The 26,979-nt window shown below is 71.7% G+C and carries 23 protein-coding genes and 1 pseudogene; 8 read left to right on the top strand and 16 right to left on the bottom strand.

Annotation, left to right across the window (positions count from 1 at the left end; genetic code table 11):
* Positions 1 to 342: 342 nt before the first annotated feature.
* Positions 343 to 2,568 carry a discoidin domain-containing protein gene (locus tag O7605_RS27800; protein WP_269741919.1) on the top strand — a complete coding sequence of 742 codons (2,226 nt, stop codon included), beginning with the start codon at positions 343 to 345 and terminating at the stop codon, positions 2,566 to 2,568.
* Positions 2,569 to 2,633: 65 nt separating this feature from the next.
* Here the strand turns inward: O7605_RS27800 and O7605_RS27805 are convergent, their stop codons facing one another.
* The 8 genes and pseudogenes from O7605_RS27805 to O7605_RS27840 form a co-directional block, all read right to left on the bottom strand.
* Positions 2,634 to 3,125: a molybdenum cofactor biosysynthesis protein gene (locus O7605_RS27805; RefSeq protein WP_269741920.1), complete on the bottom strand. Its 492-nt coding sequence runs from the start codon at positions 3,123 to 3,125 to the stop codon at positions 2,634 to 2,636.
* Between the two features lie 218 nt (positions 3,126 to 3,343).
* A pseudogene (locus O7605_RS27810) lies at positions 3,344 to 3,895 on the bottom strand (ABC transporter permease); the annotation flags it as partial.
* Positions 3,896 to 3,904: 9 nt separating this feature from the next.
* Complete coding sequence (locus O7605_RS27815; protein ID WP_269741921.1) at positions 3,905 to 4,804, bottom strand: ABC transporter ATP-binding protein; 900 nt, start codon at positions 4,802 to 4,804, stop codon at positions 3,905 to 3,907.
* Entirely contained in the window at positions 4,801 to 5,112 is a 312-nt protein-coding gene (locus O7605_RS27820; protein ID WP_269741922.1) for a transcriptional regulator, read from the bottom strand. The genes O7605_RS27815 and O7605_RS27820 overlap by 4 nt, the downstream gene beginning before the upstream one ends.
* A complete protein-coding gene (locus O7605_RS27825) occupies positions 5,109 to 5,747 on the bottom strand; it encodes a transporter (protein WP_269741923.1) in 639 nt (212 codons plus the stop codon). Before O7605_RS27825 ends, O7605_RS27820 begins: the two co-directional genes overlap by 4 nt.
* A gap of 115 nt (positions 5,748 to 5,862) precedes the next feature.
* Positions 5,863 to 6,630, bottom strand: a complete 768-nt coding sequence (locus O7605_RS27830) for a cellulose binding domain-containing protein (protein WP_269741924.1) — start codon at positions 6,628 to 6,630, stop codon at positions 5,863 to 5,865.
* Positions 6,631 to 6,964: 334 nt separating this feature from the next.
* Positions 6,965 to 7,483: a DinB family protein gene (locus O7605_RS27835; protein ID WP_269741925.1), complete on the bottom strand. Its 519-nt coding sequence runs from the start codon at positions 7,481 to 7,483 to the stop codon at positions 6,965 to 6,967.
* Between the two features lie 31 nt (positions 7,484 to 7,514).
* Positions 7,515 to 8,258, bottom strand: a complete 744-nt coding sequence (locus tag O7605_RS27840) for a DUF305 domain-containing protein (protein ID WP_269741926.1) — start codon at positions 8,256 to 8,258, stop codon at positions 7,515 to 7,517.
* Positions 8,259 to 8,631: 373 nt separating this feature from the next.
* Here O7605_RS27840 and O7605_RS27845 point away from each other — a divergent pair, with 373 nt between their 5' ends.
* Complete coding sequence (locus tag O7605_RS27845) at positions 8,632 to 9,804, top strand: glycoside hydrolase family 18 protein (protein WP_443084012.1); 1,173 nt, start codon at positions 8,632 to 8,634, stop codon at positions 9,802 to 9,804.
* A gap of 51 nt (positions 9,805 to 9,855) precedes the next feature.
* On the opposite strand, the gene O7605_RS27850 is transcribed toward O7605_RS27845, so the two are convergent.
* Together O7605_RS27850 and O7605_RS27855 are read right to left on the bottom strand one after the other, a co-directional pair.
* Positions 9,856 to 10,500, bottom strand: a complete 645-nt coding sequence (locus tag O7605_RS27850; RefSeq protein ID WP_269741928.1) for a response regulator — start codon at positions 10,498 to 10,500, stop codon at positions 9,856 to 9,858.
* Positions 10,497 to 11,600: a sensor histidine kinase gene (locus O7605_RS27855; RefSeq protein WP_269741929.1), complete on the bottom strand. Its 1,104-nt coding sequence runs from the start codon at positions 11,598 to 11,600 to the stop codon at positions 10,497 to 10,499. The genes O7605_RS27850 and O7605_RS27855 overlap by 4 nt, the downstream gene beginning before the upstream one ends.
* 110 nt (positions 11,601 to 11,710) lie before the next feature.
* Between O7605_RS27855 and O7605_RS27860 the strand changes: the two genes are divergently transcribed.
* Positions 11,711 to 12,451 carry an ABC transporter ATP-binding protein gene (locus tag O7605_RS27860; RefSeq protein WP_269741930.1) on the top strand — a complete coding sequence of 247 codons (741 nt, stop codon included), beginning with the start codon at positions 11,711 to 11,713 and terminating at the stop codon, positions 12,449 to 12,451.
* Positions 12,448 to 13,215 (top strand): ABC transporter permease, encoded by a 768-nt coding sequence (locus O7605_RS27865; RefSeq protein WP_269741931.1) that lies wholly within the window; start codon positions 12,448 to 12,450, stop codon positions 13,213 to 13,215. Before O7605_RS27860 ends, O7605_RS27865 begins: the two co-directional genes overlap by 4 nt.
* A gap of 73 nt (positions 13,216 to 13,288) precedes the next feature.
* Here O7605_RS27865 and O7605_RS27870 read toward each other — a convergent pair whose 3' ends face one another.
* Positions 13,289 to 14,359 (bottom strand): NYN domain-containing protein, encoded by a 1,071-nt coding sequence (locus O7605_RS27870; protein ID WP_269741932.1) that lies wholly within the window; start codon positions 14,357 to 14,359, stop codon positions 13,289 to 13,291.
* An 88-nt stretch (positions 14,360 to 14,447) separates the two neighbouring features.
* Between O7605_RS27870 and O7605_RS27875 the strand changes: the two genes are divergently transcribed.
* Positions 14,448 to 15,014, top strand: coding sequence for a nucleosidase (locus tag O7605_RS27875; protein WP_269741933.1), 567 nt, complete (start codon positions 14,448 to 14,450; stop codon positions 15,012 to 15,014).
* 96 nt (positions 15,015 to 15,110) lie between these two features.
* On the top strand, positions 15,111 to 15,560 hold the full coding sequence (locus tag O7605_RS27880; RefSeq protein ID WP_269741934.1) for a hypothetical protein: 450 nt from the start codon (positions 15,111 to 15,113) through the stop codon (positions 15,558 to 15,560).
* A 75-nt stretch (positions 15,561 to 15,635) separates the two neighbouring features.
* Here the strand turns inward: O7605_RS27880 and O7605_RS27885 are convergent, their stop codons facing one another.
* The 5 genes from O7605_RS27885 to O7605_RS27905 all read right to left on the bottom strand — a co-directional run bounded on the left by O7605_RS27885 (position 15,636) and on the right by O7605_RS27905 (position 22,336).
* Positions 15,636 to 17,291, bottom strand: a complete 1,656-nt coding sequence (locus O7605_RS27885) for an ABC transporter permease (RefSeq protein ID WP_269741935.1) — start codon at positions 17,289 to 17,291, stop codon at positions 15,636 to 15,638.
* Positions 17,291 to 18,205 (bottom strand): ABC transporter ATP-binding protein, encoded by a 915-nt coding sequence (locus O7605_RS27890; RefSeq protein ID WP_269741936.1) that lies wholly within the window; start codon positions 18,203 to 18,205, stop codon positions 17,291 to 17,293. The genes O7605_RS27885 and O7605_RS27890 overlap by 1 nt, the downstream gene beginning before the upstream one ends.
* A 143-nt stretch (positions 18,206 to 18,348) precedes the next feature.
* The gene (locus tag O7605_RS27895) at positions 18,349 to 19,053 is read right to left on the bottom strand and encodes a TetR/AcrR family transcriptional regulator (RefSeq protein ID WP_269741937.1); all 705 of its coding nucleotides are present in this window, start codon (positions 19,051 to 19,053) and stop codon (positions 18,349 to 18,351) included.
* Between the two features lie 116 nt (positions 19,054 to 19,169).
* The gene (gene abc-f / locus O7605_RS27900; protein ID WP_269741938.1) at positions 19,170 to 20,807 is read right to left on the bottom strand and encodes a ribosomal protection-like ABC-F family protein; all 1,638 of its coding nucleotides are present in this window, start codon (positions 20,805 to 20,807) and stop codon (positions 19,170 to 19,172) included.
* A gap of 257 nt (positions 20,808 to 21,064) precedes the next feature.
* Complete coding sequence (locus O7605_RS27905; protein ID WP_332317155.1) at positions 21,065 to 22,336, bottom strand: APC family permease; 1,272 nt, start codon at positions 22,334 to 22,336, stop codon at positions 21,065 to 21,067.
* A 70-nt stretch (positions 22,337 to 22,406) separates the two neighbouring features.
* Here O7605_RS27905 and O7605_RS27910 point away from each other — a divergent pair, with 70 nt between their 5' ends.
* Together O7605_RS27910 and O7605_RS27915 are read left to right on the top strand one after the other, a co-directional pair.
* Complete coding sequence (locus O7605_RS27910) at positions 22,407 to 23,420, top strand: GlxA family transcriptional regulator (protein WP_332317156.1); 1,014 nt, start codon at positions 22,407 to 22,409, stop codon at positions 23,418 to 23,420.
* A gap of 181 nt (positions 23,421 to 23,601) precedes the next feature.
* Entirely contained in the window at positions 23,602 to 26,970 is a 3,369-nt protein-coding gene (locus O7605_RS27915; protein ID WP_269741939.1) for an endo-1,4-beta-xylanase, read from the top strand.
* Positions 26,971 to 26,979: the final 9 nt, after the last annotated feature.

Genomic DNA, 26,979 nt, shown 5'->3' on the forward strand with positions numbered 1-26,979 from the left:
ACGGTCACGCTCCGTCGCGCCACGCGGTCGAGCGGCGCATCACCTCCAACGCGCCGCCGCTGCTCAACGGCTATTGCGTGGATTGAAGCAGAGCAAAGCGCGGCGAGTGCAGGTGGAAAGGGCGGCCGAAGGCGACCGCTCAGTGAGGCTCACCCAGTGTCATCAACAGGGCGAATGCAGATCGATGTCTTGACGGCGACGCAACGTCGCCGCAACACTCTTCCGCAAGCGCGCTCCCCGCACCGCGGTGCCAACCCGGCGGCATCATCGTGCGGCAGCGTCAGCCGTCCCGAATCCCCGTCGCGCCCGTCGTCAGCAGCCCCTCGACCGACAGGCGACGTCATGACACCACCCGTTTCCCTCGTACCATCCGCGCCAGGCCGCAGACCGCGCACCCGCGGCCTGCTCACCGGCCTGGCGGTGGCTCTGGCCGCCGCGCTGGTTCCGACCGTCGGCGCGGTGCCCGCCCAGGCCGCGCCGGTCCTGCTCTCCCAGGGCCGGCCGGCCACCGCCTCCTCCACCGAAGGCGGCGCCTTCCCCGCCTCGGCGGCCGTCGACGGCAACACCGGCACTCGCTGGTCCAGCGCCTTCAGCGACCCCCAGTGGCTCCGGGTCGACCTGGGCAGCCGCGCCACGATCACCGGCGTCACCCTGCGCTGGGAGGCCGCGTACGCCCGGGCCTTCCAGATCCAGACCTCCGACGACGGCACCGCCTGGACCACCATCCACAGCACCACCACCGGTGGCGGCGGAACCCAGACGCTCACCGTCACCGGCAGCGGTCGCTATGTCCGGATGTACGGCACCCAGCGGGCCACCGGCTACGGCTACTCGCTGTGGGAGTTCCAGGTCTTCGGCGAGTTCGGCGGTGGCGGACCGGGTGACCCGGTCGAACCGACCGATCCACGGAACCCGAACCTCGGCCCGAACACGTACGTGTTCGATCCCGCCACCCCCACCGCCACCATCCAGAACCGGCTGGACACCATCTTCAGCCAGCAGGAGACCAACCAGTTCGGCCCGCAGCGGTACGCCGTGCTGTTCAAGCCGGGCACCTACACCGCCGACGTCAACCTCGGCTTCTTCACCCAGGTCGCCGGGCTCGGCATGTCCCCCGACGACGTCAACCTCATCGGGCACGTCCGCGCCGAGGCGGCCTGGTTCGGCGGCAACGCCACGCAGAACTTCTGGCGGGCCGCGGAGAACCTGTCCGTGACCCTGCCCGCCGGGACGGTCGTCGAGCGGTGGGCGGTGTCCCAGGCCGCGCCGTACCGGCGGATGCACCTACGCGGCGGGCAGAACCAGATCCAGCTCTGGGACGGATACACCGGCTGGTCCAGCGGCGGGCTGATGGCCGACACCCGCATCGACGGGCTGGTGGTCTCCGGTTCGCAGCAGCAGTGGTACTCGCGTAACAGCGAGTTCGGCAACGGCTGGACCGGCTCGGTGTGGAACATGGTGTTCCAGGGGGTGGCCGGCGCGCCGACGCCGAACTTCCCGAACCCGTCACACACCGTCATCCCCACCACGCCGCTGGTCCGGGAGAAGCCCTTCCTCTACGTCGACGGCACCGGCGAGTACCGGGTCTTCGTGCCGGCGCTGCGGGCGAACTCCGCCGGCACCAGCTGGTACAACAAGACCCCGGCCGGCTCGTCCATCTCGCTGGCCGACTTCTTCATCGTCCGGCCGGGCACCTCGGCGGCGACCATCAACAACGCCCTGGCCCAGGGTCGGCACCTGCTGTTCACCCCGGGCGTGCACCGGGTCACCGAACCCATCCGGGTCAACCGGGCCGACACCGTCGTCCTCGGCCTCGGGCTGGCCACCATCCAGGCCGACAACGGCACCGTCGCGATGCGGGTCGCCGACGTCGACGGGGTCAAGGTCGCCGGCATCATGTTCGAGGCCGGCGCCGTCAGCTCCCCGGTGCTGATGGAGGTCGGCCCGACCGGCTCCGCGGCCAGCCACGCCGCCAATCCCACCTCGCTGCACGACGTCTTCTTCCGCATCGGCGGGCCGGGCGTCGGCCGGGCCGCCACCAGCCTGGTGGTCAACAGCGACCACGTCATCGGCAACCACATGTGGCTGTGGCGGGCCGACCACGGCGACGGCGTCGGCTGGACGGTCAACACCGCCGACACCGGGCTGATCGTCAACGGCGACAACGTCACCATGTACGGCCTCTTCGTCGAGCACTACCAGAAGTACCAGACCATCTGGAACGGCAACGGCGGCCGGACGTACTTCTACCAGAACGAACTGCCGTACGACCCGCCCAACCAGGCGGCCTGGATGAACGGCTCGACCCGGGGCTACGCCGCGTACAAGGTGGCCGATTCGGTGACCAGTCACCAGGCGTGGGGGTTGGGCAGTTACGCCTACTTCAACGTCGACCCGTCGGTGGTCGCCGAGCGGTCGTTCGAGGTGCCGAACCATCCGAACGTGCGGTTCACCAACATGGTGACCGTGTCCCTCGGTGGGGTCGGCACCATCAACCGGATGATCAACAATGTCGGCACCACGGTCAACGCCAGCAACCAGGTGTCCTACCTGACCGCGTACCCGTAGACCGATCGACGCGGGCCCGGCCGGTGACACCGGCCGGGCCCGCGCCCGCCGACCCCCGGCCGGGCTCAGCCCGGTCGGGCAGGGCCATCCTCGACCGTCGCGTCCACCGGACCCACCCGCAGGACGCCATCGGTCAGCGGGGTGCAGCGGACGCCGCCCCGGCCGCGCAGGCCGCGCCAGGCGCCCGGCCCGACGGTCACGTCCATCCAGGCGCACGGGTGTGCCGCCCGGTTCAGCCGCAGCCGCACCGGCCCCTGACCCGAGTCGAGCACCAGCACCGAGCCGACCAGGTCGTCCACGGGGATGCCACTGGTCAGAATGTTGCGCCGGACCTGAGCCAGGCCGGCACCCGGCGGCAACGACTCGGCTGCGATGACGGTGACGCTGGCCTGGCGGTGCGCGGCCTTGCCGAAGTACCGGTCCCCGACGATGCCCAGCTCCGCCCGGAGCTGGATCTCGTCCACCAGTTCGTCACCCGGCACCGGCACCGGGCCGTCCGCCGGCCGGCCCACGAACCGGTGCACGGGTGAGGCCAGCAACTGGACGATCTCCGGCATACCCAGACTCTAGGCCGCACGGTAACCCGACGGTCAGGAGAAGCGGCGACCCTCGTCGCGCCGTACGCCCAGCCGGCGAGCGACGCCAGCCCGACGACCCACACCCCCAGCATGATCATCGAAAGTGGCTCGGGCCGGAAGTCGCCCACCGCGCTCCACATCAACTCGACCGCGCCCCGCGTGGGCAGGAACGGCGCGATCGCCTCGATGAAGGCGGGTGCCTGACCGGGCGCGGTGAGCAGTCCGCCGCCCACGGCCAGCGGGAAGAACACCAGCTGGGCGACCACGATCGCCGCCTTGCTCGGCAGGGCGTACCCGATGGCCAGCCCCATCAGCGTGAACGGCACCGACACCAGCGCGACGGCGGCGGTGGCGAGCGCGAACCCCGCCACGGAGGTCCGCGCCTCGGTGAGCAGGGCCGCGATGAGCACCACCGGCAGCAGCGACAGATAGGTGAGGGTCAGCCCGGCCAGGACCCGGCCGGCGAACCGGGGTGCCGGCCCCACCGGCAGGGTCCGCAGGTACGGATCCCACGGTTGGGCCCGGTCCTCGGCGACGCCGACGCCGTACTGGAAGACGTTCGCGCTGAGCACCGCGAAGGTGACCATGGCGGCGGTGGCGTAGGTGGCCCCGACGGCGTCGTCACCGACGGCCGGTACCACGAAGAAGAGCATCGCGACGGCGGGAAAGAACGCGCTGCCGAACACCGCGACCGGGGTCCGGACGAGTTCCAGCAGTTGGTAGCGGGCGTGGGCCAGGGCGTACTGCACGGCGTCTCCTCAGGCGGTGGTCGGTACGCCGGCCTCCGCCGGCCGGCTCTCGGCGGTGATGGTGAGGAACGCCTCCTCCAGCGAGGTGGGTCGGACCTCCAGGTCACGGAAGGCCACACCGGCGGTGACCAGGTGGCGGACCAGTTGGTCGGCGTCGCCGGTGAGCAGGTGGATCCGCTCCCGGTCCCGTTCCACCCGGACCACGTCCGGCAGGGTCGGCAGCTCGTCGGCGGTCAGGCTGACCCGACGCAGGCCGACCACGCCACGGATGGCGGCGACACTGTCGTCGGCGAGCACCCGGCCCTGCCCGATGACCACCACCCGCTGGGCCAGCGCCTCGATCTCCTCCAGGTAGTGGCTGGTGAGCAGGACCGTGCCACCGTCGGCGTGGAAGGCCCGGATCGCGTCCCACAGCGCGTGCCGGGCCTCGACGTCGAGCCCGGTGGTCGGCTCGTCGAGCAGGACCAGCCGGGGCCGACCGACGAAGGCCAGCGCCACCGCCAGTCGCCGCCGCTGCCCGCCGGACAGGCCGCCGGTCTGCCGCCGGTCCAGATCAGCCAGACCGAACCGGTCGAGCAACTCGGCCCGTGGCACCGGGTCGGGAAAGTGCGCGCCGACGAAGTCGACCACCTCACCGACGCGGAGCGAGCCGGGCAGCCCGGTCTCCTGAGGAGTGACCCCGACCCAGCGGCGGTACGCGGGGTCCCGAGGATCGCCGTCGAACAGCAGCACCCGGCCGCCGGTGGGTCGGCGCAGCCCGACGAGCAGGTTGAGCAGGGTGCTCTTGCCGGCGCCGTTCGGCCCGAGCAGACCGACCAGTTCGCCGGCCCGCACGTCCAGGTCCACCCGGTCGAGGGCCAGGACGTCACCGTAGCGTCGGGTGGCCTGTTCGGCCCGGGCGAGGATCATGGTGTCTCCTTGACATCGGCGGGCGCCAGCAGCGCTCGGATCGCCTCCGTGTACTCCTCGAAGGCCAGGCGACCACGGCTGGTGAGGGCGATCAGGGTGGCCGGGGTACGACCCCGGTGGGTCTTGGTGACGGCGACGTAGCCGGCCTCCTCCAGCCGCCGCAGGTGCACCGAGAGGTTTCCCGCGCTCATCCCCAGCAGTTCCTGAAGGCGCGGAAAGGTCACCTGATCACGATCTGGCAGGGCGGACAGGGCGGCGACCACCCGCAGCCGGGCCTGGGCGTGGATCACCGGGTCGAGTTCGGTCATCGCCGGCCCCGGCGACGCAGCCAGCCCAGCAGCCCGGCGAGCAGCATCCCTCCGCCGCCGGCGACCGCGACGACCAGGGCGTGCCAGCCGGGACCGGCGATGGTGCCCAGCAGGTTGACCGCGGTGATCCAGACGCCGAGCAGAAACAGGGTGCGGTCCAACCAGATCGCGCCGCCGGCCATGTGCAGGATGCCGGTCAGGCCCACCGCGAGGGCCGACCAGAGCAGCCCGACGAGGTCCGGCGGGAGGCTGTCGGACAGCCGGCCGGCGAGCACGAAGAGGGTGAGGAAGCCGAGTCCCCAGGACCAGCCGTACCAGGCGCCGCGCCGGGCGGACTCGCCGGCCACCTGCCCGTACGCCCGCGCGCCGGCCACCGCCGAGACGGCACCGGCGGCGGCCAGCAGGACGAACAACGTGGTCAGCGGCAGCCAGGAGGGCATCTCGACCAGGGGCACGTCACCCGGCGAGAAGTGGAGGAAGTGCAGCCCGAAGCCGATCAGCCAGGCCAGACCCCAGGGCCAGTAGTAGGCACGTGGGTCCGGTTCGAACTGACGCGCGGCGGTCGCCCGCTGCTCGTCGATCAGTCGCAGGGCCGCGGCCGGGTTCTCGGGGGGCAGGTCATCATCGACTGTCACGCAAACTACTTTATGACGCAAAGTCAAGCCTGCTGACGGTGGACCCGCCGGTGGCCCGGCGCACCTCGCTGGTCTGCGGACCGGTCAGCGGTCCACAGACCAGCGTGGTCGCTTGTCAGCCGGCGCAGGTCGCCGTGATCCCGGACGGCGCCGTGCCGGCCGAGGCGAGCAGCCCGAACGTGGTGGTGCCGCCCGGCGCGACGGTGCCGTTGTACGACGCGTTGCGGATCGTGACGTCAGCGCCGGCGCCGGCGGACACGCCACCCCAGACCGACTGGATCCGCTCGTCGCCGGACCACCGCCACCGCACGAGCCAGCCGTCGAGCGACTCGCTGCCGGTGTTGCGTACGGTGACCGTGGCAACGAAGCCGCCGCCCCACCGCGCGTCGATCGTCGCCGTCGCGCTGCACGCCGACAACGGTTCGGTCCGCGCCGGGCCGCCGATGACGTACGGGTCTCGCCGGGCGTCGACGTCGCTGAACCGGAACCAGTACTCGGTGTCCGGGGTCAGCCCCTCGAGCGTCACCTGCCCGTTGCGCTCCAGCCCGGTTACCGCCTCGGCCACCGGATTCTGCCAGGTCGCCGCGTCTTCGTAACTGGCGAAGAGCAGCACGGTCATCGGCAGGTCGTAACCGCAGGGCGGGCCGCTGAACATCAGGGAGTAGCTGACGGTCATCGTGGTGGCGGTGACTCCGGTGACCATGCCGCTGATCGGCAGGGCCGGCGGGCACGCGACCGTCGGGGTCGCGGTCGGGCTGACGGTCGTCATCAGGCCCGGGGCCGCGATCGGGGCGGCCGGGGCGTTGGCGGCACCGGCCGCCGTGACCCCGGCGACAGCGGCCAGGGTCACGGCGGTCAACACCACGCCGAACGTGCGAAGCATCCGTTACCTCCAGGAGACGGGGACCGGCGGGGTCGGCTCAGCGCCGACCGACGGCCGGTGGGTCGTCGGGCGCCGGCGACCGGACCGCTGACGGCGTCGTCAGCGGATGTCACGGTGACGGCACGTGCGAGAGAGAACTGCCCGGATGCGTGGCACGGACGGAGCGCGCCAACGCCCGTCGAGTGACCGCACCGGCTCCCAGACGCGGTCGACGAGCCCGAGTCTCTCAGTCGACGTCCCTCGATACAACCGGCCGGTCCGGCAGACCGGATCCTCGCCGGACGGCGGGTGTCGCATCAGGACCGGGTGCCGGAACTCCGCCCGTCGCGCGGGATCACCCCATCGACTTGGCGCCGTCGACGGCCTCCCGGATGATGTCGGCGTGCCCGGCGTGCTGGGACGTCTCCGCGATGATGTGCAGCAGCACCCGGCGGGCCGACCAGCGGGCGCCCGGCTCGAACCAGGGCGCCTCCGGCAACGGCTGACCGGCGTCGAGGTCGGCCAGGGTGACGACGAGCTCGTCGGTGCGGCGGGCCACCTCGTCGTACGCCGCCAGAATGCCGGCCAGGGTCTCCCCCGGCAGCATCTGGAACGACTGCGCGTGGCGCTCGTAGGCGCCCGGGTCGTCCGAGCCGCCCATCGCCGTGGGACCCTCGAGGATGAAGTCGACCCAGCCGCGCTCGGTGTGTGCGACATGCTTGATCACACCACCCACGCACAGCTCGCTCACGGTGCTGCGCTCGGCGGCCTGCTGGTCGGTCAGGTCCCGCGCGGTGTTGCGCAGGAAGAAGCGGTGCTGGCGCAGGGTCTGGAGCAGGTCGGCACGCTCGGCTGGCAGATCGGTTTCGGTCATGGTCGGCCCTTCATCGGCGGTCAGCCGGATGTTATCGGCCACCACCGACAGTTCCCTGCGCCAACGCCTCGCGCATCCGGTTGATCTCGACACCCTGCTCCACCACGACGGCGCCGGCCATCTCGTTGACGGTCACGTCGGAGCCGAGCGTCAACGCCTCCTTGCCCATGTCGATCGCGCCCTGGTGGTGATCGGACATCATGTCGACGAACAGCCGGTCGAACTCGGCCCCCCGAGCGGCGGTGAGGCGGTTCAGCGCCGCCGCCGACTGCATGCCGGACATCTCATGCCGATGGTCGCCCCCGGAGTCGCGGTCGAGGCCACGGTCGGCCAGCCACGCCTCCAACACCTTGATCTCCGGCCCCTGGGCGGCCAGGATCCGATCCGCGATCGTCTTGAGTTGCGGGTTCTCGCCGCGCTCCGGCGCCAACCGGGCCATCACGAGCGCCTGCTCGTGGTGCGGGATCATCATGGTCACGAAGCGGACGTCGGCGTTGTTGTACGGCGGGCGCGGCAGCGCCGACGTCTCGTTCGCCGGCCGCGACGTCGCCGGCTCGCCGGGGCGTCCGGGCATCAGCACCGGCGCGGTGGCGTCCGGGTTCGCCGGCAGCTCGATCGGCGCGGGCGTACGGGTCGTCGCCGCCGGCTCCGAATCGCCGTCCGGCCACCGCAGGACCAGCGTCGCCCCGACGACCAGCACCGCCAGCACCACCAGTTCGATCAGTACCCACCTGCGGGATCGCCTGACCAGTTCCCGGATCCGTGCACCCAGCACCACGTGACTCCCGCCGTCGTCGAGCTTGGCCGGATGTTAGCGCGGACTGACCTGCGGCGGGAGAGGCGGGACGTCGCGCGGCACACCCAGGGCTGGTCGGTCCGGTGCGTACACCCGCGCCGGCCCCTTGACCGGAAACCCTGATCGGCTTAGCTTCATCGATCAGGAAGGTCTCTTAACTGATTTCGCCCACCCGTCGGGAGTGCCGATGCGATCGTTGCGTCCCCGCCACCTCACCGCCCTCGTCGTCCTGACCGCCCTGCTCGTCGCCGCCGCGCCACCGGCCGTCGCCGACGCGACCCCGGGCCGCAGCGACGGGTACCACCGGGTCGGCTACTTCACCCAGTGGGGCATCTACGGCCGGGCGTTCCCGGTGCGCAAGCTCGACACCTCCGGCGCGGCGAGCCGGCTCACCCACGTCAACTACGCCTTCGGCAACATCAGCGAGGACGGCCGTTGCCATGTGGACGGCGGGCCGGGTGAGGGTGACGCCTGGGCCGACTACCAGCGACCCGTCCCGGCGGAGGAGAGCGTCGACGGCGTCGCCGACACCTGGGGTGAGCCGCTCAACGGCAACTTCGGCCAGTTGGCCAAACTGAAGGCCAAGCACCCCGACCTGAAAGTGATGATCTCGCTGGGTGGATGGAGCTGGTCGACGTACTTCTCCAACGCCGCCCGCACCGACGCCTCCCGCCGGGCTTTCGTCGCCTCCTGCATCGACCTCTACCTCAGGGGCAACCTGCCGATCCTGGACGGCGGCAGCGGCGGTCCCGGCGCCGCCGCGGGCGTGTTCGACGGCATCGACCTGGACTGGGAGTGGCCCAACTGGCCCGGCGAGCCGGGCAACGTCATCCGCCCCGAGGACCGGGAGAACTTCACCAAGCTGCTCGCCGAGTTCCGCCGGCAGCTCGACGCGTACGGCCGGCAGACCCGTCGCCATCATCCGCTGACCGCCTTCCTCCCGGCCAACCCGGCCACCATGGACGCCGGCTACGAGGGACGCAAGATCTTCAAGTACCTCGACTTCGCCACCGTGCAGGGCTACGACTTCCACGGCACCTGGGAGGCGGTGACCAACCAGCAGTCCGCGCTGCGCGTACCGAAGGGCGCACCGGACGACCCGGACTTCTCCGTCGAGGTGGCGGTCGACGGCTGGATCGCCCGTGGGGCGCCCAGGCACAAGCTGGTGCTGGGGATCCCCTACTACGGCCAGGGCTGGACCGGCGTCACCGGCGGCGGCGACGGGCTGTTCCAGCCGGCCACCGGGCCCGCTCCGGCCACCCACGCGGCCGGGTTCGAGGACTACAAGCAGCTCAAGAACCTGGCCCGGGACGGCTTCACCGTCCACCGCGACCTGCGCGCCGGGCACGCCTGGCTGTTCGACGGCACGACCTTCTGGACGTACGACGATCCGGTGGTCGTGCTCCAGAAGACGCTCTACATCCGCCGGGCCGGCCTGGGCGGGGCGATGATCTGGTCACTCGACGGTGACGACGACCGCGCCACCCTGACCAGAACGATCAGCCTGGGACTGACCACCCGGTAGCGGCACCGCTGCCCGGCCGCCCGTTTCGCACCGGCGGCGGCCGGGCAGCGCTCACCCGAGAATGCCTTCGTGCAACGCGCGGAGCACCGCGTTCGTGCGGTCCCGGGCGCCGAGCTTGGTCAGGATCGTGGAGACGTGGTTCTTGACGGTGCCCTCGGCGAGGAACAGCACCTCGGCGATCTCCCGGTTGCTGTAGCCGTGCGCCACCAGCCGCAGCACCTCCTGCTCGCGTCCGGTCAGGCCCTGCACCGGTGGCGCCTGCGGCCCGGCCGGGGACGGCCCGGAGCGGATCGCCCGCAGCATCCGGTCGGTGATCGACGGGGCGATCAGCGTGCCACCGTCGGCGAGCGTACGGATGGCCCGGGTGAGCTGTTCCAGCGTGACGTCCTTGAGCAGATAACCCCGGGCACCCGCGCGCAGCGCGGCGAGCACGAGTTCGTCGTCGTCGAACGTGGTCAGCACCAACACCGGGACGTCGATGCCCTCCGCGCGTAGCTGTTCCAGCGTCCAGATGCCATCGAACCGGGGCATCCGCAGGTCGAGCAGGATCACGTCGGGGGCGGTACGCGCGACGACCGGCAGCGCGGCGCGACCGTCGTCGGCCTCGCCGACCACGTCGATGCCGGCGACCTCCAGCAGCCCACGGATGCCCTGCCGAATGAGGGTCTGGTCGTCGACCACCACCACCCTGGTCATCGCGCCGGCACCCGCGCGGTCACCCGGAACCCGTCGCACCCGTCCACGGACAGCTCACCGCCGAGCGCGGCGAACCGCTCGCCCAGGCCACGCAGCCCGTTGCCGAGCGACGGTTCCGGTGCCCCCCGACCGTCGTCGCGGGCGTCGAGCACGGTCTCCCGATCGTCGGCGGTCACCGAGATCCGCAGGGTACGCGCGTCGGCGTGCCGGATGGTGTTGGTGACGATCTCCTGGGTGGCGCGGACGAACGCCGCACTGTCGTCCTCGTCGATCCGCACCTCCGGCGACACCTCGATCGTCACGTCGAGACCGGGCAGGTCCCGCGTCACCCGGCGCAACGCCTGCTCCAGGTCGGGGCTCTCGGTCCGCAGCCGCCCGACCGTGGCCCGCACGTCGCCGAGCAGGTCCCGGGCGACCCGGTCGGCCCGTTCGAGGTGGGTACGCACGGCCGGACCCTCCAGGTGACGAGCGGTCTCCAGTTCCAGGGTCAGCACGGTCAGCTGGTGGCCGATCAGGTCGTGCAGTTCGCGGGAGATGCGCAGCCGTTCCGCCGTGGCGGCAGATTCCGAGAGCAGCACAGTGGCGGCCTGCAACTCGACGTGCGCCTCGGCCAGCTCGCGGCGCATGCGCTGTTCCCGCAGCAGCGTGACCGAGCTGAGCAGCGTCGCCACCTGGATCAGCAGGTAGAAGATCAGAATCATGACGCCGTCGGCCCGGGCCCGGGTCAGCGATGCCGCGCCGAACGTGATGACCAGCGTGTTGGCGACCACCACCGCCAGACCCACCGGCACCGGCACCACGTACACGCTCACCGCGGCGGTGAGGACCAGCAGCACCGGCAGGAGTCCCAGGTTCGATGCGGTAAGCAGTAGGGCCCAGGCGGCGGCGACGGTCACGGCGAACGCCATGTACCGCACCACCCGGGACACGCGGGTGGAGACCGAGACGAGCAGGGCAGCCAGGTACGCGGCGAACAGCGCGATCCACCAGCCGCGCGGGATTGTGGTACCGAGGGCTCCGAAGATCCCCGGGCCGGCGACGGCGAACGCGACCACGAGCATCGCGAGGCCGGACCATTCGTCTGTCCCGACGCGCCGCATGGACCCACTCTAGGTCGGGCCGTGGCCAGCCCACCTGTGCCGGAAGTCATGCCCGCAGGTGATGACTTCCGGGACCCGACACCGGCCGGAAGCGTTCGTAGCCTCACAGCATGACCAGCACCGAACCGGCGATCGTCGCCGAGCATCTCGCCAAGAGTTACCGCGGTACGCGGGCGGTCGTCGACGTGAGCCTGCGGGTCGAGCTCGGCGAGGTGGTCGGTGTGGTCGGTGCCAACGGCGCGGGCAAGACGACGACCGTTGAGATGATCGCCGGGCTACGCGTACCCGAACGGGGGCGGGTACGCGTGCTCGGCCTGGATCCGCGCCGCGACCGGGCGCGGCTGCGACAGGTCCTCGGCGTGCAGTTGCAGCAGGCCCACCTGCATCACGCGCTCCGGGTCGCCGAGCTGGTCGACCTCTACCGGAGCTTCTATCCCGATCCCCGGCCCACCGGCGAGCTGCTCGACCTGGTCGAGCTGACCGAACAGCGCCGGACCAGCTTCGACAAACTCTCCGGCGGCCAGCAGCAGCGGCTGTCCATCGCCCTCGCCATCGCCGGCCGACCCCGGGTGGTGATCCTCGACGAACTGACCACCGGCCTCGACCCGAAGGCCCGCCGCCGGATGTGGCACACGGTCGAGCAACTCAGATCCGAAGGGGTGAGCGTGCTGCTCGTCAGCCACACGATGGAGGAGGTCGAGCGGCTTTGCGACCGCGTCGTCGTGCTCGACGCCGGACGGGTCATCGCGCTCGACACCCCGGCGGGCCTGATCGCCCGCGCCGGCACCGCCACCCTCGACGACGCGTTCGTCGCGCTCACCGGCCGGCAACTGGAGGAAGAACCCGCATGAACACCCTCGTCGAGGCCCGCCGCCCGGGGCTGCGTTCCCTGATCACCCTTATCGGGTGCGAGGCCAAGATGGTCATGCGGGACACCGCCGGGCTGGTGGTCCCGCTCTGCCTGCCGCTGCTGATCATGTTGACGAGCGCCTCCTCCGCGAGCCGCACGACAGTCGACAACGGGCGTACCGCGCTGGACGTCTACGTCCTGCCGCTCGTGTTCACCATGGTCATCGCGATCATCGGCATCATCAACATGCCGAGTTTCCTCGCCTACTACCGACGCTCCGGAATCCTCCGCCGGCTCGGGGTCACCCCCGCATCGCCGGCCATGGTCCTCGCCGCCCAGGCCGTCGTCAGCGTCCTCCAGGCGCTCGTCGGCATTACGGCTGCCCTGGTCGTGGCGTTCCTGGCCTTCGGCGCCAACCCGCCCGCCAACCTCGGCACGGCGCTCGGAGTGGTCGCACTGGCGATGGCGGCGATGTACAGCGCCGGCATGATCGTCGCGGCGGTCGCACCCACTCCCAACTCCGCGGTCGCCATCGGCCTGGTCGCCTTCTTCATCCTCGGCGCCCTCGGCGGCATGTTCGGCGGCCGGGACTCCCTGCCCGAGCCGCTCGCCGAGGTCGGCGGCTGGCTGCCGTTCGGCGCGGCCGTCGAGGCCCTGTCGTCCGCCTGGGCCGGCGCCGCGGTGCCGGCGGCGAACCTGATCGGCCTCGGCGCGACGATCGTCGTCGCAGCCGTGGTCGCGGGCCTGCTGTTCCGCTGGGAATGACCCGCGGTCCGGCCGGCCGGCCGCACCTCGTCAGCTGAATGGCGGCCGGAAGGCGGGAGCCGGGACCGGCCGGTCAGCACCCTTGGGCGGTGAGCAGGTAGTCGTCCGCCTCGGCGCTCCACCGCAGACCCACCGCCCCTTCCGTGGCGGCGGCCTTGCAGAACTGCAGAAAGCCGCGGTAGCCCAGCTTCTTCTCGCTGAAGTCCGGCCGCACCCGCCGGAGTTGGTTCTTCAGCCCGGACAGGGCCACCTCGCCGGTCTCACCGCCGAGATCCCGAACCACGGAACAGAGCAGCGCGAATGCCGTTTCCCGGTCGCCATGTTCCGGCAGGGAGACCTCCGGGTCGCCCTTGGCCGGGCCTTCCGCCAGCTCGATCACCCGGAGTTCGGCGAGATGGCGCAGCAACTCACCGAAGGTGCGGAACCCGTAGTCGGACTCGCTGAACGTGGGATCCTTACGCAGCAGGGTGCGCTTCAACCGTGAGGCGGTCACCTCCCCGCCGGAGCTGCGCTGCAGACCCGCCACGGTCTGGGCGACGAGGACGGCGAGCGCGTCGGCGTCCCGGGCCGGCTCCTCGGTCGGCGGCGCCTCGGGTTCGGCCTGCTCGACGGGCTCCGGCTCGGGCAGCCGGGCCGGACGGCTCCGTCGTCCCCGCGTCGGCAGGATGTCGACGCCCTCCAACCGGTCGTAGTAGAGGAACTCGTCGCACGCCGGTGGCAGCAAGGCCGAGGTGGACTTCTCCACCCCCACCCCGATCACCTGCTTGTTGAGTTCGCGGAGCTTGTGCACCAGCGGGGTGAAGTCGCTGTCGCCGGTGCAGAGGACGAAGGTCGAGATGTACCCGCGTTCGAAGGCCAACTCGATCGCGTCCACGGCCATCTTGATGTCGGCGGCGTTCTTGCGGGTGGCACCCATCCGCTGCGGAATCTCGATCAGCTCGACGTGCGAGCGGGTCAACATCCGCCGATCCTCGTCGAAGTACGACCAGTCGGCGTACGCCCGGCGCACCACCACCCGGCCGCGCTCGGCCAGCGCGTCGGCGATCGGTCGGAAGTCGAACATCGCCCCGCCGTGGTGGTCACGCACCCCCAGCGCCAGGTTCTCGTAGTCCAGAAACAGGGCGATCCGGTCCTCATGCTCCACCAGGGCAGCGTACGTCGAGGTGGCCGGGTACCCACCGGTGGCACCGCGCCGACGCGGGACCGTCACGGACGGCGGCTACCATCGCCCGATGGATCTTCGCGGCACGATCAGCCCGGACCGTCCGCTGCTCGTCCTGGCCATCGCCGAGGAGGCCGCGTACCTCGACGCGGGGTTCCCGGTGCTGCTGACCGGAATGGGAAAGATCAACGCGGCGGCCGCGGTGGCGGCGACGCTGGCCCGCTCACCGTTGCCGTCGGTGCTTGTCAACCTCGGCACCGCCGGCGCGCTGCACCCCGGTTGGACCGGCACCCACGAGGTCGGCAGCGTCCTCCAGCACGACCTGGACACCGAGTTCATCCGCCGGCTCACCGGGCAGACCGTCGGCGCGCCCCTGGACCTGGGTGACGGGCCGACGCTGGCCACCGGCGACCGGTTCATCGCCGACGACGAGGCCCGCGCGGCCCTGAGCCGCCGCGCCCACCTGGTCGACATGGAGGGGTACGCGGTGGCGTCGACGGCGCACGCCCTCGGGGTACCGGTCCGGGTGGTGAAGCAGGTGAGCGACGAGGCCGGCGACGGGGCGGAGCGCAGCTGGCAGGAGTCGGTGGACGGCTGCGCCCGTGCCCTCGCCGGCTGGGTGCGGGACAACCTCTGACCGTGGTCGCCCGGGCGGGTGCTCGGTGAAAGGCACGTTTGGCGCCGCGAGCCCCGGGTAGCCGCGCTGCTGCGGCTACGGATTGGAAAACGGGTCATGGAGCTGTCGGCACGTACGACGATCATCCTGCGCAGTGGCGTCCGAGGGGTCATCGCCGCGATGGCGATGTCCGGGTTACGCCAGGCCACCACCTCCCTGAATCTGGTGCAGAGTTCGCCGCCGAAGTCGGTGCTGGAGAAGCTGGCGCCCGGACTGCTCGACCGGTTGCCCGGCGACCAGCACCCGGCGGCCCTGGCAGCGGCGCACTGGGGCTACGGGCTCAGCGCCGGGCTGGCCTTCGGCGCGCTGCCGAAACGCCTCCGTCATCGGATCTGGGTCGGCCCGCTCTACGGCATGGTGCTGCTGCTCGGCTTCCACGCCACCATCGCGCCGGCCCTCGGCATCGACCGCCGGCTGTCGGACTGGCACGAACAGGCGGCCCTGGTCGCCGACCATCTCCTGTACGGCATCGTGGTGGCGGGCTTCCCGATGCCGCACCGGGACTGACCGCCACCGGGCGGCATGGCCCACCCGCCTGCCGAGCCTGCCGACGCGCCACGCGTCGACAGGCTCCACGCCAGGTCAGGCGCCGCCGGCCAGGTCGCGCCGGCGGAAGGCGGACACGGCCGCCCGGGCGAGAGCACCGGCGAGGACGGTCAGCACCACCACCGCGACCACGCTGACGTCCTCCAGCGGGTACTCCCCCACGTGCTCGAAGGGCGACAGCCGCAGCACATTCTCGGGTAGCTCCAGGATCGGGGCGAAGTAGCCGGCGATCAGCCCGTAGCCGAGCACCACCCAGATCACCGGCAGCATCCTCGGTGCCGCCGCGTAGAGCAGGGCGACGGCCCCGAGGACCAGCCAGACCGCCGGGGTGTGCGCGAGGTGGCCGAGCAGCAGGTCACCGAAGAGACCCGGGTCGCCGGTGCTCACCGCCGCGCCGACGCCCATGCCCGCACCGGCCACCAGCAGCAGCCAGGGCACGCCGAGCGCCACGACGGCGAGGTGACCGCCGATCCAGGCGGCCCGACTGACCGATGTCGCCAGCACCGGCTCAGCCCGGCCCTCGGTCTCCTCGGCGCGCAACGACTGCACCGCGAGCACCGCGAAGACCCCGACGACGAGCGCCATGGTCAGGCCCATCATGCCGAGGTACCCGGCGAGCAGGTCACCCGAACCACCACCCATGACCTCCACCAGGTCCGCGGGTGCGTTCTCGAAGCCGTCGAGCAGGGGCTGGGTGAACGATCCGTAGGCCACCCCGGCCACCAGCAGCGCCGCGCTCCAGCCGATCAGGCTCGCCCGGTGCAGCCGGAAGGCGAACGCGAGCGGGCCGGCCAGCCAGCTCGCCGCCCGGGGCGGACCCGGGCGGGGCGGCACCAGGCCGGCACCGAAGTCGCGCCGCGCCGACAGGACGTAGCCGGTGGCGGCGGTCGCCGCCGCGAAGGCCAGCGCGATGGCCAACGGCCACCAGCGGTCGTGGACGTACGCGGCGGTCTGCTGCGACCAGCCGATCGGCGACAGCCAGGACAGCCAGGACGGCCCGCTGCCCTGTACCGCCGCCATGTCGCCGAGGCCGCGCAGCACGAACGCGGCACCGAGCGCCGTCCCGGCCATGCCGGAGGCGGCCCGTGGGTACTCCGACAGCTGAACGGTGACCGCGGCGATGCCGGCGAAGGCGAGGGCGACCGCACCGACGGAGGCGCCGAACAGCATGGATCCGCCCGGATCGAAGCCACTGCTGGTCATCATCGCGCCGATCAGCAGGGCGACCAGCGCCGCCATCACGGTGGTGAGGGTGAGCGCGGCGGTCAGCTGGGCGTGCCGACCGACCACGTTGGCGCGGACCAGTTCGGCCCGGCCGGTCCGCTCCTCGGTCCGGGTGTGCCGGACCACGGTGAGCAGGCCCATCAGCCCGGCGCCGAGCAGCACGTAGAGGCCGTACTGGCCGGCCAGGAAACGTTCGATGGTCAGGTCGTCGAAGCCGAAGCCGGGCCCACCGAACAGGGCTCCGGCGGGGCTGCTGGTGAAGGCGGTCAGCCCCGCCAGGTCCTCGGGAGTCTGCGCGATGGTGCCCAGCGCGGCGGCGAAGTACGTCATCAGCAGGGGCAGACCGAGCGTCCAGGCGGGCAGCCGGATCCGGTCGCGGCGCAGCATGAACCGCAGCAGGTTGCCGGTCCCGGTGACGGCGGTGCCGGTGTCCACCGATGCAGCGCGGTGCAGCGTCGTCGCGGTCATCACGCCCCCTCCCCGGCACCGTTGCCGACGAGCCGGTCACCGTAGTGCCGCAGCAGGAGTTGCTCGAGCGTCGGCGGCCGGACGGTCAGTCCCTGCACACCGAGGTCACCGAGTTCGCGTACCACGACGGCGAGCTGGTCGCCGTCGACCTCGAAGCGGACCTGGCCGTCGGCGGTGCGCAGGCCGTGCACGCCGGCCAGGTCGGCCAGGCCGTCGGCCGGCCGGTCGGTGACGGCCTCGACCGAGGTACGGGTGAGGTGGCGCAGTTCGGTGAGCGAACCGGTCTCGACGCTCCTCCCCTGTCGGATGATCGAGATCTGGTCGGCGAGCACCTCGACCTGGGCGAGGATGTGGCTGGACAGCAGCACGGTGCGCCCGGCGTCCTTGACCTGGCGGATGCACTCCTGGAACACCGCCTCCATCAACGGGTCCAGCCCGGCGGTCGGCTCGTCGAGCAGCAGCAGCTCGACGTCGCTGGCCAGCGCCGCGATGAGCGCCACCTTCTGCCGGTTGCCCTTGGAGTAGGTGCGGCCCTTCTTGCTCGGGTCCAGGTCGAAGCGCTGGCACAGCTCGTCCCGGCGCACCGGGTCGGTGCCGCCGCGCAGTCGGGCGAACAGGTCGATCGCCTCGCCGCCGGTCAGGTTGGGCCACAGCTCCACGTCGCCGGGCACGTAGGCGAGGCGCCGGTGCAGGGAGACCGCGTCGGCCCAGGGGTCACCGCCGAGCAGCCGGACCCGGCCGCCGTCGGCGCGCAGCAGCCCGAGCAGGATGCGGATGGTGGTGGACTTGCCGGCGCCGTTGGGGCCGAGGAAGCCGTGCACGGTGCCGGCGTCGACCCGCAGGTCGAGTCCGTCGAGTGCCTTGACCCGGCCGAAGGACTTGTCGAGGTGGTGGATGTCGATGGCAGCAGTCATGGTCGTTGACCTCGTTCGAGGTAGCCCGGGCGTACCGGGGTGCGATGTGGTCGATCAGCGGATCCGGGGCAGCGCCACGCGGAGTCCGGTGTGTGTCGCGGTGGTGCGCGGATGAGTGGGCCACGCGGCGGCGTGGTGGCGGTTCAGCTCGCCGTACCGTCGGGGTCGGCGGCGTTCGGTGCGGCCGACGGCGGATCCGGCACGTACATCAGGTATTCGTCGAGCATCGACCGGTCGACGAGCAGCCCCTCGGTGAACAGTTCCAGCGCCGGCAGCGCCAGTTCGCCCATGTACTGACGGAACAGGGCGGGGAACTTCTCGGGCTCCGCGTCGGCACCGTGCAGGGTGAACCAGAGCAGCATGCTGCCGGTCGCCTGGTAGGCCAGGTAGCGGGTGCGGGCGGCCCGGTCCCGGCTGGGCCGCACCACCCCGGCCGCCTCCCCGGCGGACAGGTACGCCTCGGCGTCGCTGATCATGTGCTCGATCAGCTGGGCGGCCAGTTCCCCGCCGGCCTGCATGCTGCGCAGCAGGTACTGCACCATCGGCGCGAACTGCTCGACCTGGGCCATCTGCGCCAGCAGCATCGTCCCGGTGCCGTCGGTGAGCGCCTTCTCCTTCTCCCGGCGCATGATCTCCAGCACCCGCTCGTCGCAGGCGCGACGGAGCCCGTCCTTCGAGCCGAAGTGGTGCACGATCAGACCGGCGGTCACCCCGGCGTCCGCGGCGATGGTGCGGAGCCCGACCCGGAAGCCGTCGCGGGCGAACCGGGCGATGGCGGCGTCACGGATGCGGCTCGCGGTGGCGAACTCGCCGCCGCGCTCCTCCGAAGCTCCGCCCAGGAACGTCACGACACCAGATTAAACACTTGTTCAATCGCCCGGCAAGGCCCTGCGGCCGCGTTCCTGCGAGGCGCCTGGGAATGGCCTGATGACCTCGGTCACCGTCCGCGAACGACCTCCGGCCCTCAGTCGGGCTCGGGGGCGGGGATCTCGCGGAGACCGGCCTCGTCGAGGCGCAGCCACCGCTCGACGCCGATGTCGGCCAGAAACCGCTCGTCGTGGCTGACCACCACGAAGGCGCCCCGGTACGCGTGCAACGCGTTCTCCAACTGGCCCACGCTGACCAGGTCGAGGTTGTTCGTGGGCTCGTCGAGCAGCAGCAGGTGCGGCGCCGGCTGGGCGTAGAGGACACAGGCCAGGGTGGCCCGCAGTCGCTCACCGCCGGAGAGGACGCCGACCGGCAGTTGGGCGCGGTCGCCCCGGAACAGGAACCGGGCCAGCAGGTTCATCCGTTCCGACTGCTGGCGGTCCGGGGCGTACGCGGTGAGGTTCTCCAGCACGGTGCGCTCCGGGTCGAGCAGGTCCAGCCGCTGCGACAGGTACGCCACCCGGCCGTCCGCCCGACGCACCTGCCCGCCCTGCGGATCCAGCTCGCCGAGCAGCAGGCGCAGCAGGCTGGACTTGCCGACACCGTTGGGGCCGGTCAGCGCGATCCGTTCCGGACCACGGATGGTCAGGTCGAGTCCGTCCCCGGAGAACAGCGCCCGGCCGCCGTACCGGACCTGCATCCGCTGACCCTCGACCAGGGTGCGGCCGGTCGGGACGTCGGTCTCCGGCAGTTCCACGGCCAGCGTCTGGTCGTCCCGCAACGCCCGACCGGCCTCGTCGAGCCGGGACTGCGCGGCGCTGACCCGGCTGGCGTGTGCCTGCTGGGCCCGGCCCGCCGACTCCTGGGCACTGCGCTTGAGCCCACCGGCGACGATCCGGGCCAGACCCGCGCTGCCGAGATTGCGGGCGGCGTTGCCGGCTCGCCGGTCGGCGCGCTCGCGGGCCTGCTGCATCTCCCGCTTCTCCCGCCTGACCTCCAACTCGGCGCTGCGCACCTGGCGCTCCGCCAGCTCCCGGGCAGCCCGTGCCGCCTCCTCGTAGGCGGTGAAGTTGCCGCCGAACATCCGCACCTGCCCGCCGTCGAGCTCGGCGATGCGGTCCATCCGGTCCAGCAGCATCCGGTCGTGGCTGACCAGCAGCAGGCAGCCGGACCAGTTCTCCAGCACCGCGTACAGCCGGTGCCGGGCGTCGATGTCGAGGTTGTTGGTGGGCTCGTCGAGCAGCAGCACGTCGGGACGCCGCAGCAGTTGCGCGGCCAGACCGAGGGAGACCGCCTGGCCGCCGCTGAGGGTGTCCAGGCGACGATCCAGCGCCACCTCGCCCAGACCCAGCCGGTCGAGTTCGGCGCGGCTACGCTCCTCGACGTCCCAGTCGTCACCGATCGCGGCGAAGTTGTCCTCGCTGGCGTCGCCGGCCTCGATGGCCCGCAACGCGGACAACGCCGGGGCGACGCCGAGCACCTCCGCCACGGTCAGGTCACCGGTGAGCGGCAGGTGCTGCGGCAGGTAGCCGAGCAGTCCCTCGACGGTGACGCCGCCGCCGGTGGGTACGAGGTCACCGGCGATCAGGCGCAGCAGCGTCGACTTGCCGGCGCCGTTCGGCGCGACCAGGCCGGTGCGACCCGGCGGCACGGTGAAGGACAGGTCCTGGAAGACCGGGGTGTCGTCCGGCCAGGAAAAGGACAGGTTGGTGCAGACGACGCAGGCGTCGGACATCGAGAAGTACCTCGGATGAGAAGCCGGGGCGACCACGCCCCGGGCAGGCAGACAGGGCCACGACACAACAGGCCGCCGTCACGGCGGCGGGGTGCTCACCCCGAGATGTCGTCGTCCCCCGAAAGCATGTCGCGCGCTCCTCGCTGCGTACCGGGCGGTTGAACCGCAGGGGCCAAGCCTAGCAAGTGCCGTTCCCGTCCGGGCCCGAGGCGGCGACCCACCCGCCGGGCCCCGAACCCCGGCGGGTGGGTCGCCGATCAGGACCGGACTCGGCCGCGCACCCGCAGGTAGAGCAGCGCCGCCGCGGTCACCGCCACCGGCCAGAGCAGGTAGACACCGGTCATGACCAGGAGGAACAGCACCACACCGATGGTCGCGGCAGCGGCGTACCAGGCGGCGCTGCGGCGGGGCAGCAGCCGCAGCGCCGACGCGACACCGATCACGTAGACGGTGATGAAGGAACCGGTCGTGACCAGCACCAGCGAGTGGGTGTCGAGACCGGTGCCGAGTGTCGCCGCGAGGGCGAGGAACGCCAGGGTGGCGGTGACCGCGAGGCTGCGGCGGGGCACCTCGCCCGCCACGCTGCCCCGGGCGAGCCAGTCGGGCAACGCCGCGTCCCGGCCGAGGGCCGCACCGAGCTTCGCCGCTCCGGCGTAGTAGGCGTTCATCGCGCCGAAGGTCAGCAGCAACGCCGCCCCGGCGACCAACCAGCGGACGTCGCCGCCGAGCGCCACGGCGAACAACTCACCGAGCGGTGCCGTGGAGTCCGCCGCCGCCGAGCCGAGTACGGCGACGGTCGCGAAGGCCACCGCGAGGTACAGCGCACCAACCACGACGACCGCCGCGGCGGTGGCCCGGGGCAGGTCCCGCCCCGGACGGCGGAACTCGCCCGTCAGGTGGGTGATCGCCTCCCAGCCGACGAAGCTCCACATCAGCAGCGCCGCCGCGGGGCCCACGGCGGCCAGGCCACGCGGGGCGAAGGGCGTGAGGTTCGCGGCGTCCACGTGCGGCAGCGACAACAGCACCGCCAGCAACAGGAGTGCGACAAGCGCCCCGGCGAGCGCGAGCTGCACCCGGCCGGCGAGCTGCACTCCGGCGTGGTTGGTGACGGTGACCGCGACCATCAGCAGCACCGCCGTGACCGCGACGGTGCGCGTACCGCCGCCGACCGCCGCCTCGACGTAGGCCGCGCCGAACAGCGCCGCGGCGGCGGCGCCCGGTGGCACCGCGAAGTAGAAACACCAGCCGACGACGGCCGCCGCCCGCGACCCGAAGGCCATCCGGGCGTACGTCGAGACGCCACCGGCGTCCGGGTGACGGGAACCGAGCGCGGCGAAGGTGGCCGCCAGTGGGGCGGAGACGATCACGAGCAGCAGCCAGGCGAGCAGCGAGGCGGGACCGGCGGCCTCGGCCGCCAACGCGGGCAGCGCGATCACCCCGGTACCCAGGACGGCACCGACGTAGAGGGCCGCGCCCTGGGCGGCGGTGAGCCGTCCGTCGGTCACCGGCGTGGCACGGGTCTGGGTCATGTGATCACCGTTGTCCGGGCCGGCCGGCCGGGACAGCCGGATTGACGCCGCACTGCGTTAGATTTCTGCCATGCGTCCGCACGTCGTCGCGATGGCGGTGACCGACAACCTGCCGATCTTCGAGCTGGCGGTCCCGCAGGAGGTGTTCGGCACCGACCGGCGGGACATCGTCGACCCGTGGTACGAGCTGCGGCTGTGCGCGGCCGAGCCGGGCCCGCTGCGGACCACCGGTGGTTCCTGGCTCGACCCCGGGTACGGCCTGGACGACCTGGTCGAGGCCGACACCGTGCTGGTGCCCGGATGCGCCCGACCGGCCCAGACCGACCCCCCGGCGGAGCTGGTCGAGGCGCTGCGCGTCGCGCACGCACGGGGGCGACGCATCGTCGGCATCTGCACCGGCGCGTACCCGATCGCCGCGGCCGGTCTGCTCGACGGTCGACGCGCCACCACGCACTGGATGAACGCGCAGGACTTCGCGGGCCGGTTCCCACTCGTCGACCTCGACCCCCGGGTGCTGTACGTGGCGGAGGGCACCGTCTTCACCTCGGCGGGTACCGCCGCCGCCATCGATCTCTGCCTGCACCTGGTGCGGCTGGACCACGGCGCCGCGGTGGCGAACGAGGTGGCGCGGCGGATGGTGGTGGCACCGCAGCGGGGCGCCGACCACACCCAGTATCCGGCACCGCCGGTACGGGGAGTCTCACCGGCCGACCTGAGCCCGGTGCTGGAGTGGGCCCGGCAACGCCTGGACCGGCCGCTGTCGGTCAACGACCTGGCTCGCGCGGCCAACCTGAGTTCGCGCACCCTGGCCCGCCGGTTCCGCGACTCGCTCGGCACCACGCCGTTGCAGTGGCTGTTGGAGCAGCGGGTCCGATTGGCCCAGGAGCTGCTGGAGACCACCGAGGATCCGGTCGAGCGGATCGCGCACCGCACCGGTTTCGGCAGTGGCGCGAACCTGCGCCAGCACTTCGGCCGGATCAGCGGAATGTCCCCGCAGACCTACCGACACGTGTTCCGGTACCGGGCCGGCGCGTCGGCCCGCCCGACCGTGCCGCCACGGCCGGCCGGACAACCGCTCCGATAGGCAGCGACCGCACTGCCGCCCGCCGCCGCTTCGACGGCGGGCGGCGCTGCGTCGTTACCGGAAACTTCCGGAAGTTCTGGTCACCGCCGTGGTCTCGACATAGCATGCACGCGCTTAAATCCGTCCGAAGGGCCACGTCAGACACACCCCACCAGCACCGATATTCTATAGAGGGATTTCGATGAATATCTGGAACCTCTCCCGTCGATCACGACGCCGATCCCGGACCATCGCCCTGCTCTGCTCGGCCGCGCTCGTCACCGCGTTCGCCGTGGCACCCGCACCAGCGGCCGCCGCCGAGGTCGTCCTCGCCAACGACTTCGAGTCCGGCTCGTACGCCCCGTGGGGACCGCGCGGCGACATCGCCCTCGCCATCGCCGACGAGGGCCACGAGAGCGACAGCAGCCTGTCGGTCACCGGCCGCACGGCGAACTGGCAGGGCCCGGCGACGAGCGCGACGGCACTGTTCCGTCCCGGTACGCAGTACTCGGTCACCGCCTGGGTGAAGCTTCCGGCCGGCACCGAAGGCACCGCCGGCGTGCACTTCACCGTCGAGGCGACCCCCGCCGACGGTGGCGACAACACCTACACCTGGATCGGCGGGGACGTCCCCACCACCGCCGACGGCTGGGCGCAGATCGGCGGCACGTACACGTTGCCCGACGGGCTCAGCGCCGCCACCCTCTACGTGGAGGCGGCGGAGAGCACCCCGTTCCTCCTGGACGACGTGCTGATCACCGGGCCCGACGGCGAACCGGGCGGACCTGAGCCCGGCACGGTCGTCATCGACACCGACTTCGAGGACGGGCTGGACGGCTGGGGCCCCCGCGACAGCGGACCCGGCGCCCCGACCGTCGAGATCAGCGACGTCGCGCACGGCGGTACGGCCGCGGCGCTGGTCACCGACCGGGTCAACCAGGGTGCCGGGCTCGGACGTGACGTGGCCGGCCTGTTCGAGGCGGGCGTCACCTACGAGTTCAACGCCTGGCTGCGGTTCGCCGACGGCCAGCCGACCGACCAGATCTGGCTCAGCCTGGCCAGCACCGCCGGCGGCAGCCAGTCGTTCAGCACCCTCGCCCAGTTCGAGTCCATCACCAACACGGGCTGGACCGAGGTCAGCGCCCGGTTCACCATGCCCGCCTCGGACGAGGCGCTGCTCTACTTCGAGACCCGCTGGCAGGGCGCGGACGTGGCCGGCAACACCAGCGACTTCCTGGTCGACGACATCGTCGTCCGGGTGCCGGAGCCACCGGTCATCGAGGACCTCACCCCGATCCACGAGACCACCGACTTCCCGGTCGGTGTGGCCATCGACGCTCGGGAGACCGTCGGCGGCACCGCCGAACTGCTGAACCGGCACTTCAACCAGGTCACGCACGAGAACCACATGAAGCCCGAGGCCTGGTACGACGACGAGCGCACCTTCCGACCGCACGAGCAGGCGCTCGCGGTGCTGGACTTCGCCCGCGACAACGACCTGCGCGTCTACGGTCACGTGCTGGTCTGGCACAGCCAGACCCCGGCCTGGTTCTTCCAGGACGCCGACGGCCAGCCGCTGACCACGTCCGCGGCAGACCAGCAGGTGCTGCGCGACCGGCTGCGGACCCACATCTTCGACGTCGCCGAGTCACTGTCCGACCGCTACGGCCTGTTCGGCTCCCCCACCAACCCGTTGTACGCCTGGGACGTCGTCAACGAGGTCATCAGCGACAGCGGTGAGTACGCCGACGGCCTGCGCCGCAGCGAGTGGTACCGGATCCTCGGCGAGAGCTTCATCGACCTGTCGTTCGAGTACGCGCACGAGGCGTTCAACGACGTTCACGCCGTACCCGGCAGCGACCCGGTCACCCTGTTCATCAACGACTACAACACCGAGCAGAGCGGCAAGCAGGCCCGCTACCGGGCGCTGGTGCAGCGGCTGGTCGACCGGGACGTGCCGATCGACGGGGTGGGTCACCAGTTCCACGTGTCGCTGGCCACACCGGTCAGCAGCCTGGCGGCCACCCTGGACACCTTCGCCGACCTGCCGCTGACCCAGGCCGTCACCGAACTCGACGTCACCACCGGCACCCCGGTGACCCAGGCACGGCTGATCGAGCAGGGTTACTTCTACCGGGACGCCTTCCGGATCTTCCGGGAGCACACCGACGACCTGTTCGCCGTCACCGTGTGGGGGCTCACCGACGGCCGGTCGTGGCGGTCGGCCAACGCGCCGCTGCTGTTCGACGACAACCTGCGGGCCAAGCCGGCCTACTACGGGGCGGTGGACGGCGACCTGCCGGCACGTCTGCGCACGGCAAACGTCTTCGCCGGTGACGTGGCCCTCACGGCCGCCGCACCGAAGGACCTGACCTGGCGCAAGCTGCCCCTGCACCCGATCGAGGACACGGCCCGGTTCCAGCTGCGCTGGGCACCGGACCACCTGACCGCGTACGTCACGGTCGACGACGCCTCGGTCTCCGACGACGACCAGGTCACCTTCGCCCTGGGCGACGAGACGTACCGGGTCGCCCGCGACGGCGACGGCGACGTGCCGGCCGTGGCAACCGAGCGGGACGGTGGCTACCACCTGGTCGCCCACCTGCCGCTGGCCGACGCCGCCGAGGGGCAGACCCGCACCTTCGACGTACGGGTGACCGACGACGGCACCACCTCCGGCTGGAACACCCCGGGCGCCGTGGGCACCCTGAACCTGGTGGAGGAGCTGTCGTACCTGGAGGTACGGGAGGCCGGCACCGCGCCGGTCATCGACGGCACCGTGGATGCCGGCTGGGCCCAGGCCACGTCGGTCACCACCGCCAAGCAGGTCTCCGGCACCGACGGCGCGACCGCGAACGTTCGTACCCTGTGGCGAGGCCAGACGCTGTACGTGCTGGCCGAGGTCACCGACCCGGTCGTGGACGTCTCCGGCTCCGACCCGTGGACCCAGGACTCGGTCGAGATCTACGTCGATGCCGGCAACGCCAAGAACGGTCCGTTCCGCTACGACGACACCCAGATCCGGATCAACGCCGACAACGTCGTGTCGTTCGGCACCGGTGACGAGGCGTTCCAGGCCGGGCGGCTGGAGAGCGCGGCCGTGCGTACCGAGACCGGCTACACCGTCGAGGCGGCGATCAGCCTGCTCGAATACGGTGGTCTCGGCACGTTCCACGGCCTGGACTTCCAGGTCAACGACGCCGCCGACGGCGCACGCACGTCGATCCGCAACTGGGCCGAGCAGAACGGCGAGGGCTACCAGACCACCGCCCGCTGGGGCGTGGGCCGGCTGGTCGCCGGCTCCAACGTGGAGATCGCGATGGAGCGGATCGCCCGCTGGAACTCCGACAGCGGCGGCGGCTACTGCGCCACCATCACCGCCACCAACAACCGCGACAAGCCCGTCGAGTGGACCGCGGTGGTCGATCTGGAGGGTGACATCTACACCGCCTGGAACTTCAAGCGGGAGCGGCTGACCGACGGCAGCTACCGGATCCGGGGAGTCGACTGGAACCGGACCCTGGCCGCCGGCGCCAGCACCTTCAGCATCGGATACTGCGCCAACCTGTGATGCCCGGCC

It is taken from the genome of Verrucosispora sp. WMMA2121, assembly GCF_027460185.1.
In the GTDB taxonomy this organism is placed as follows: Bacteria; Actinomycetota; Actinomycetes; order Mycobacteriales; family Micromonosporaceae; genus Micromonospora; species Micromonospora palythoicola.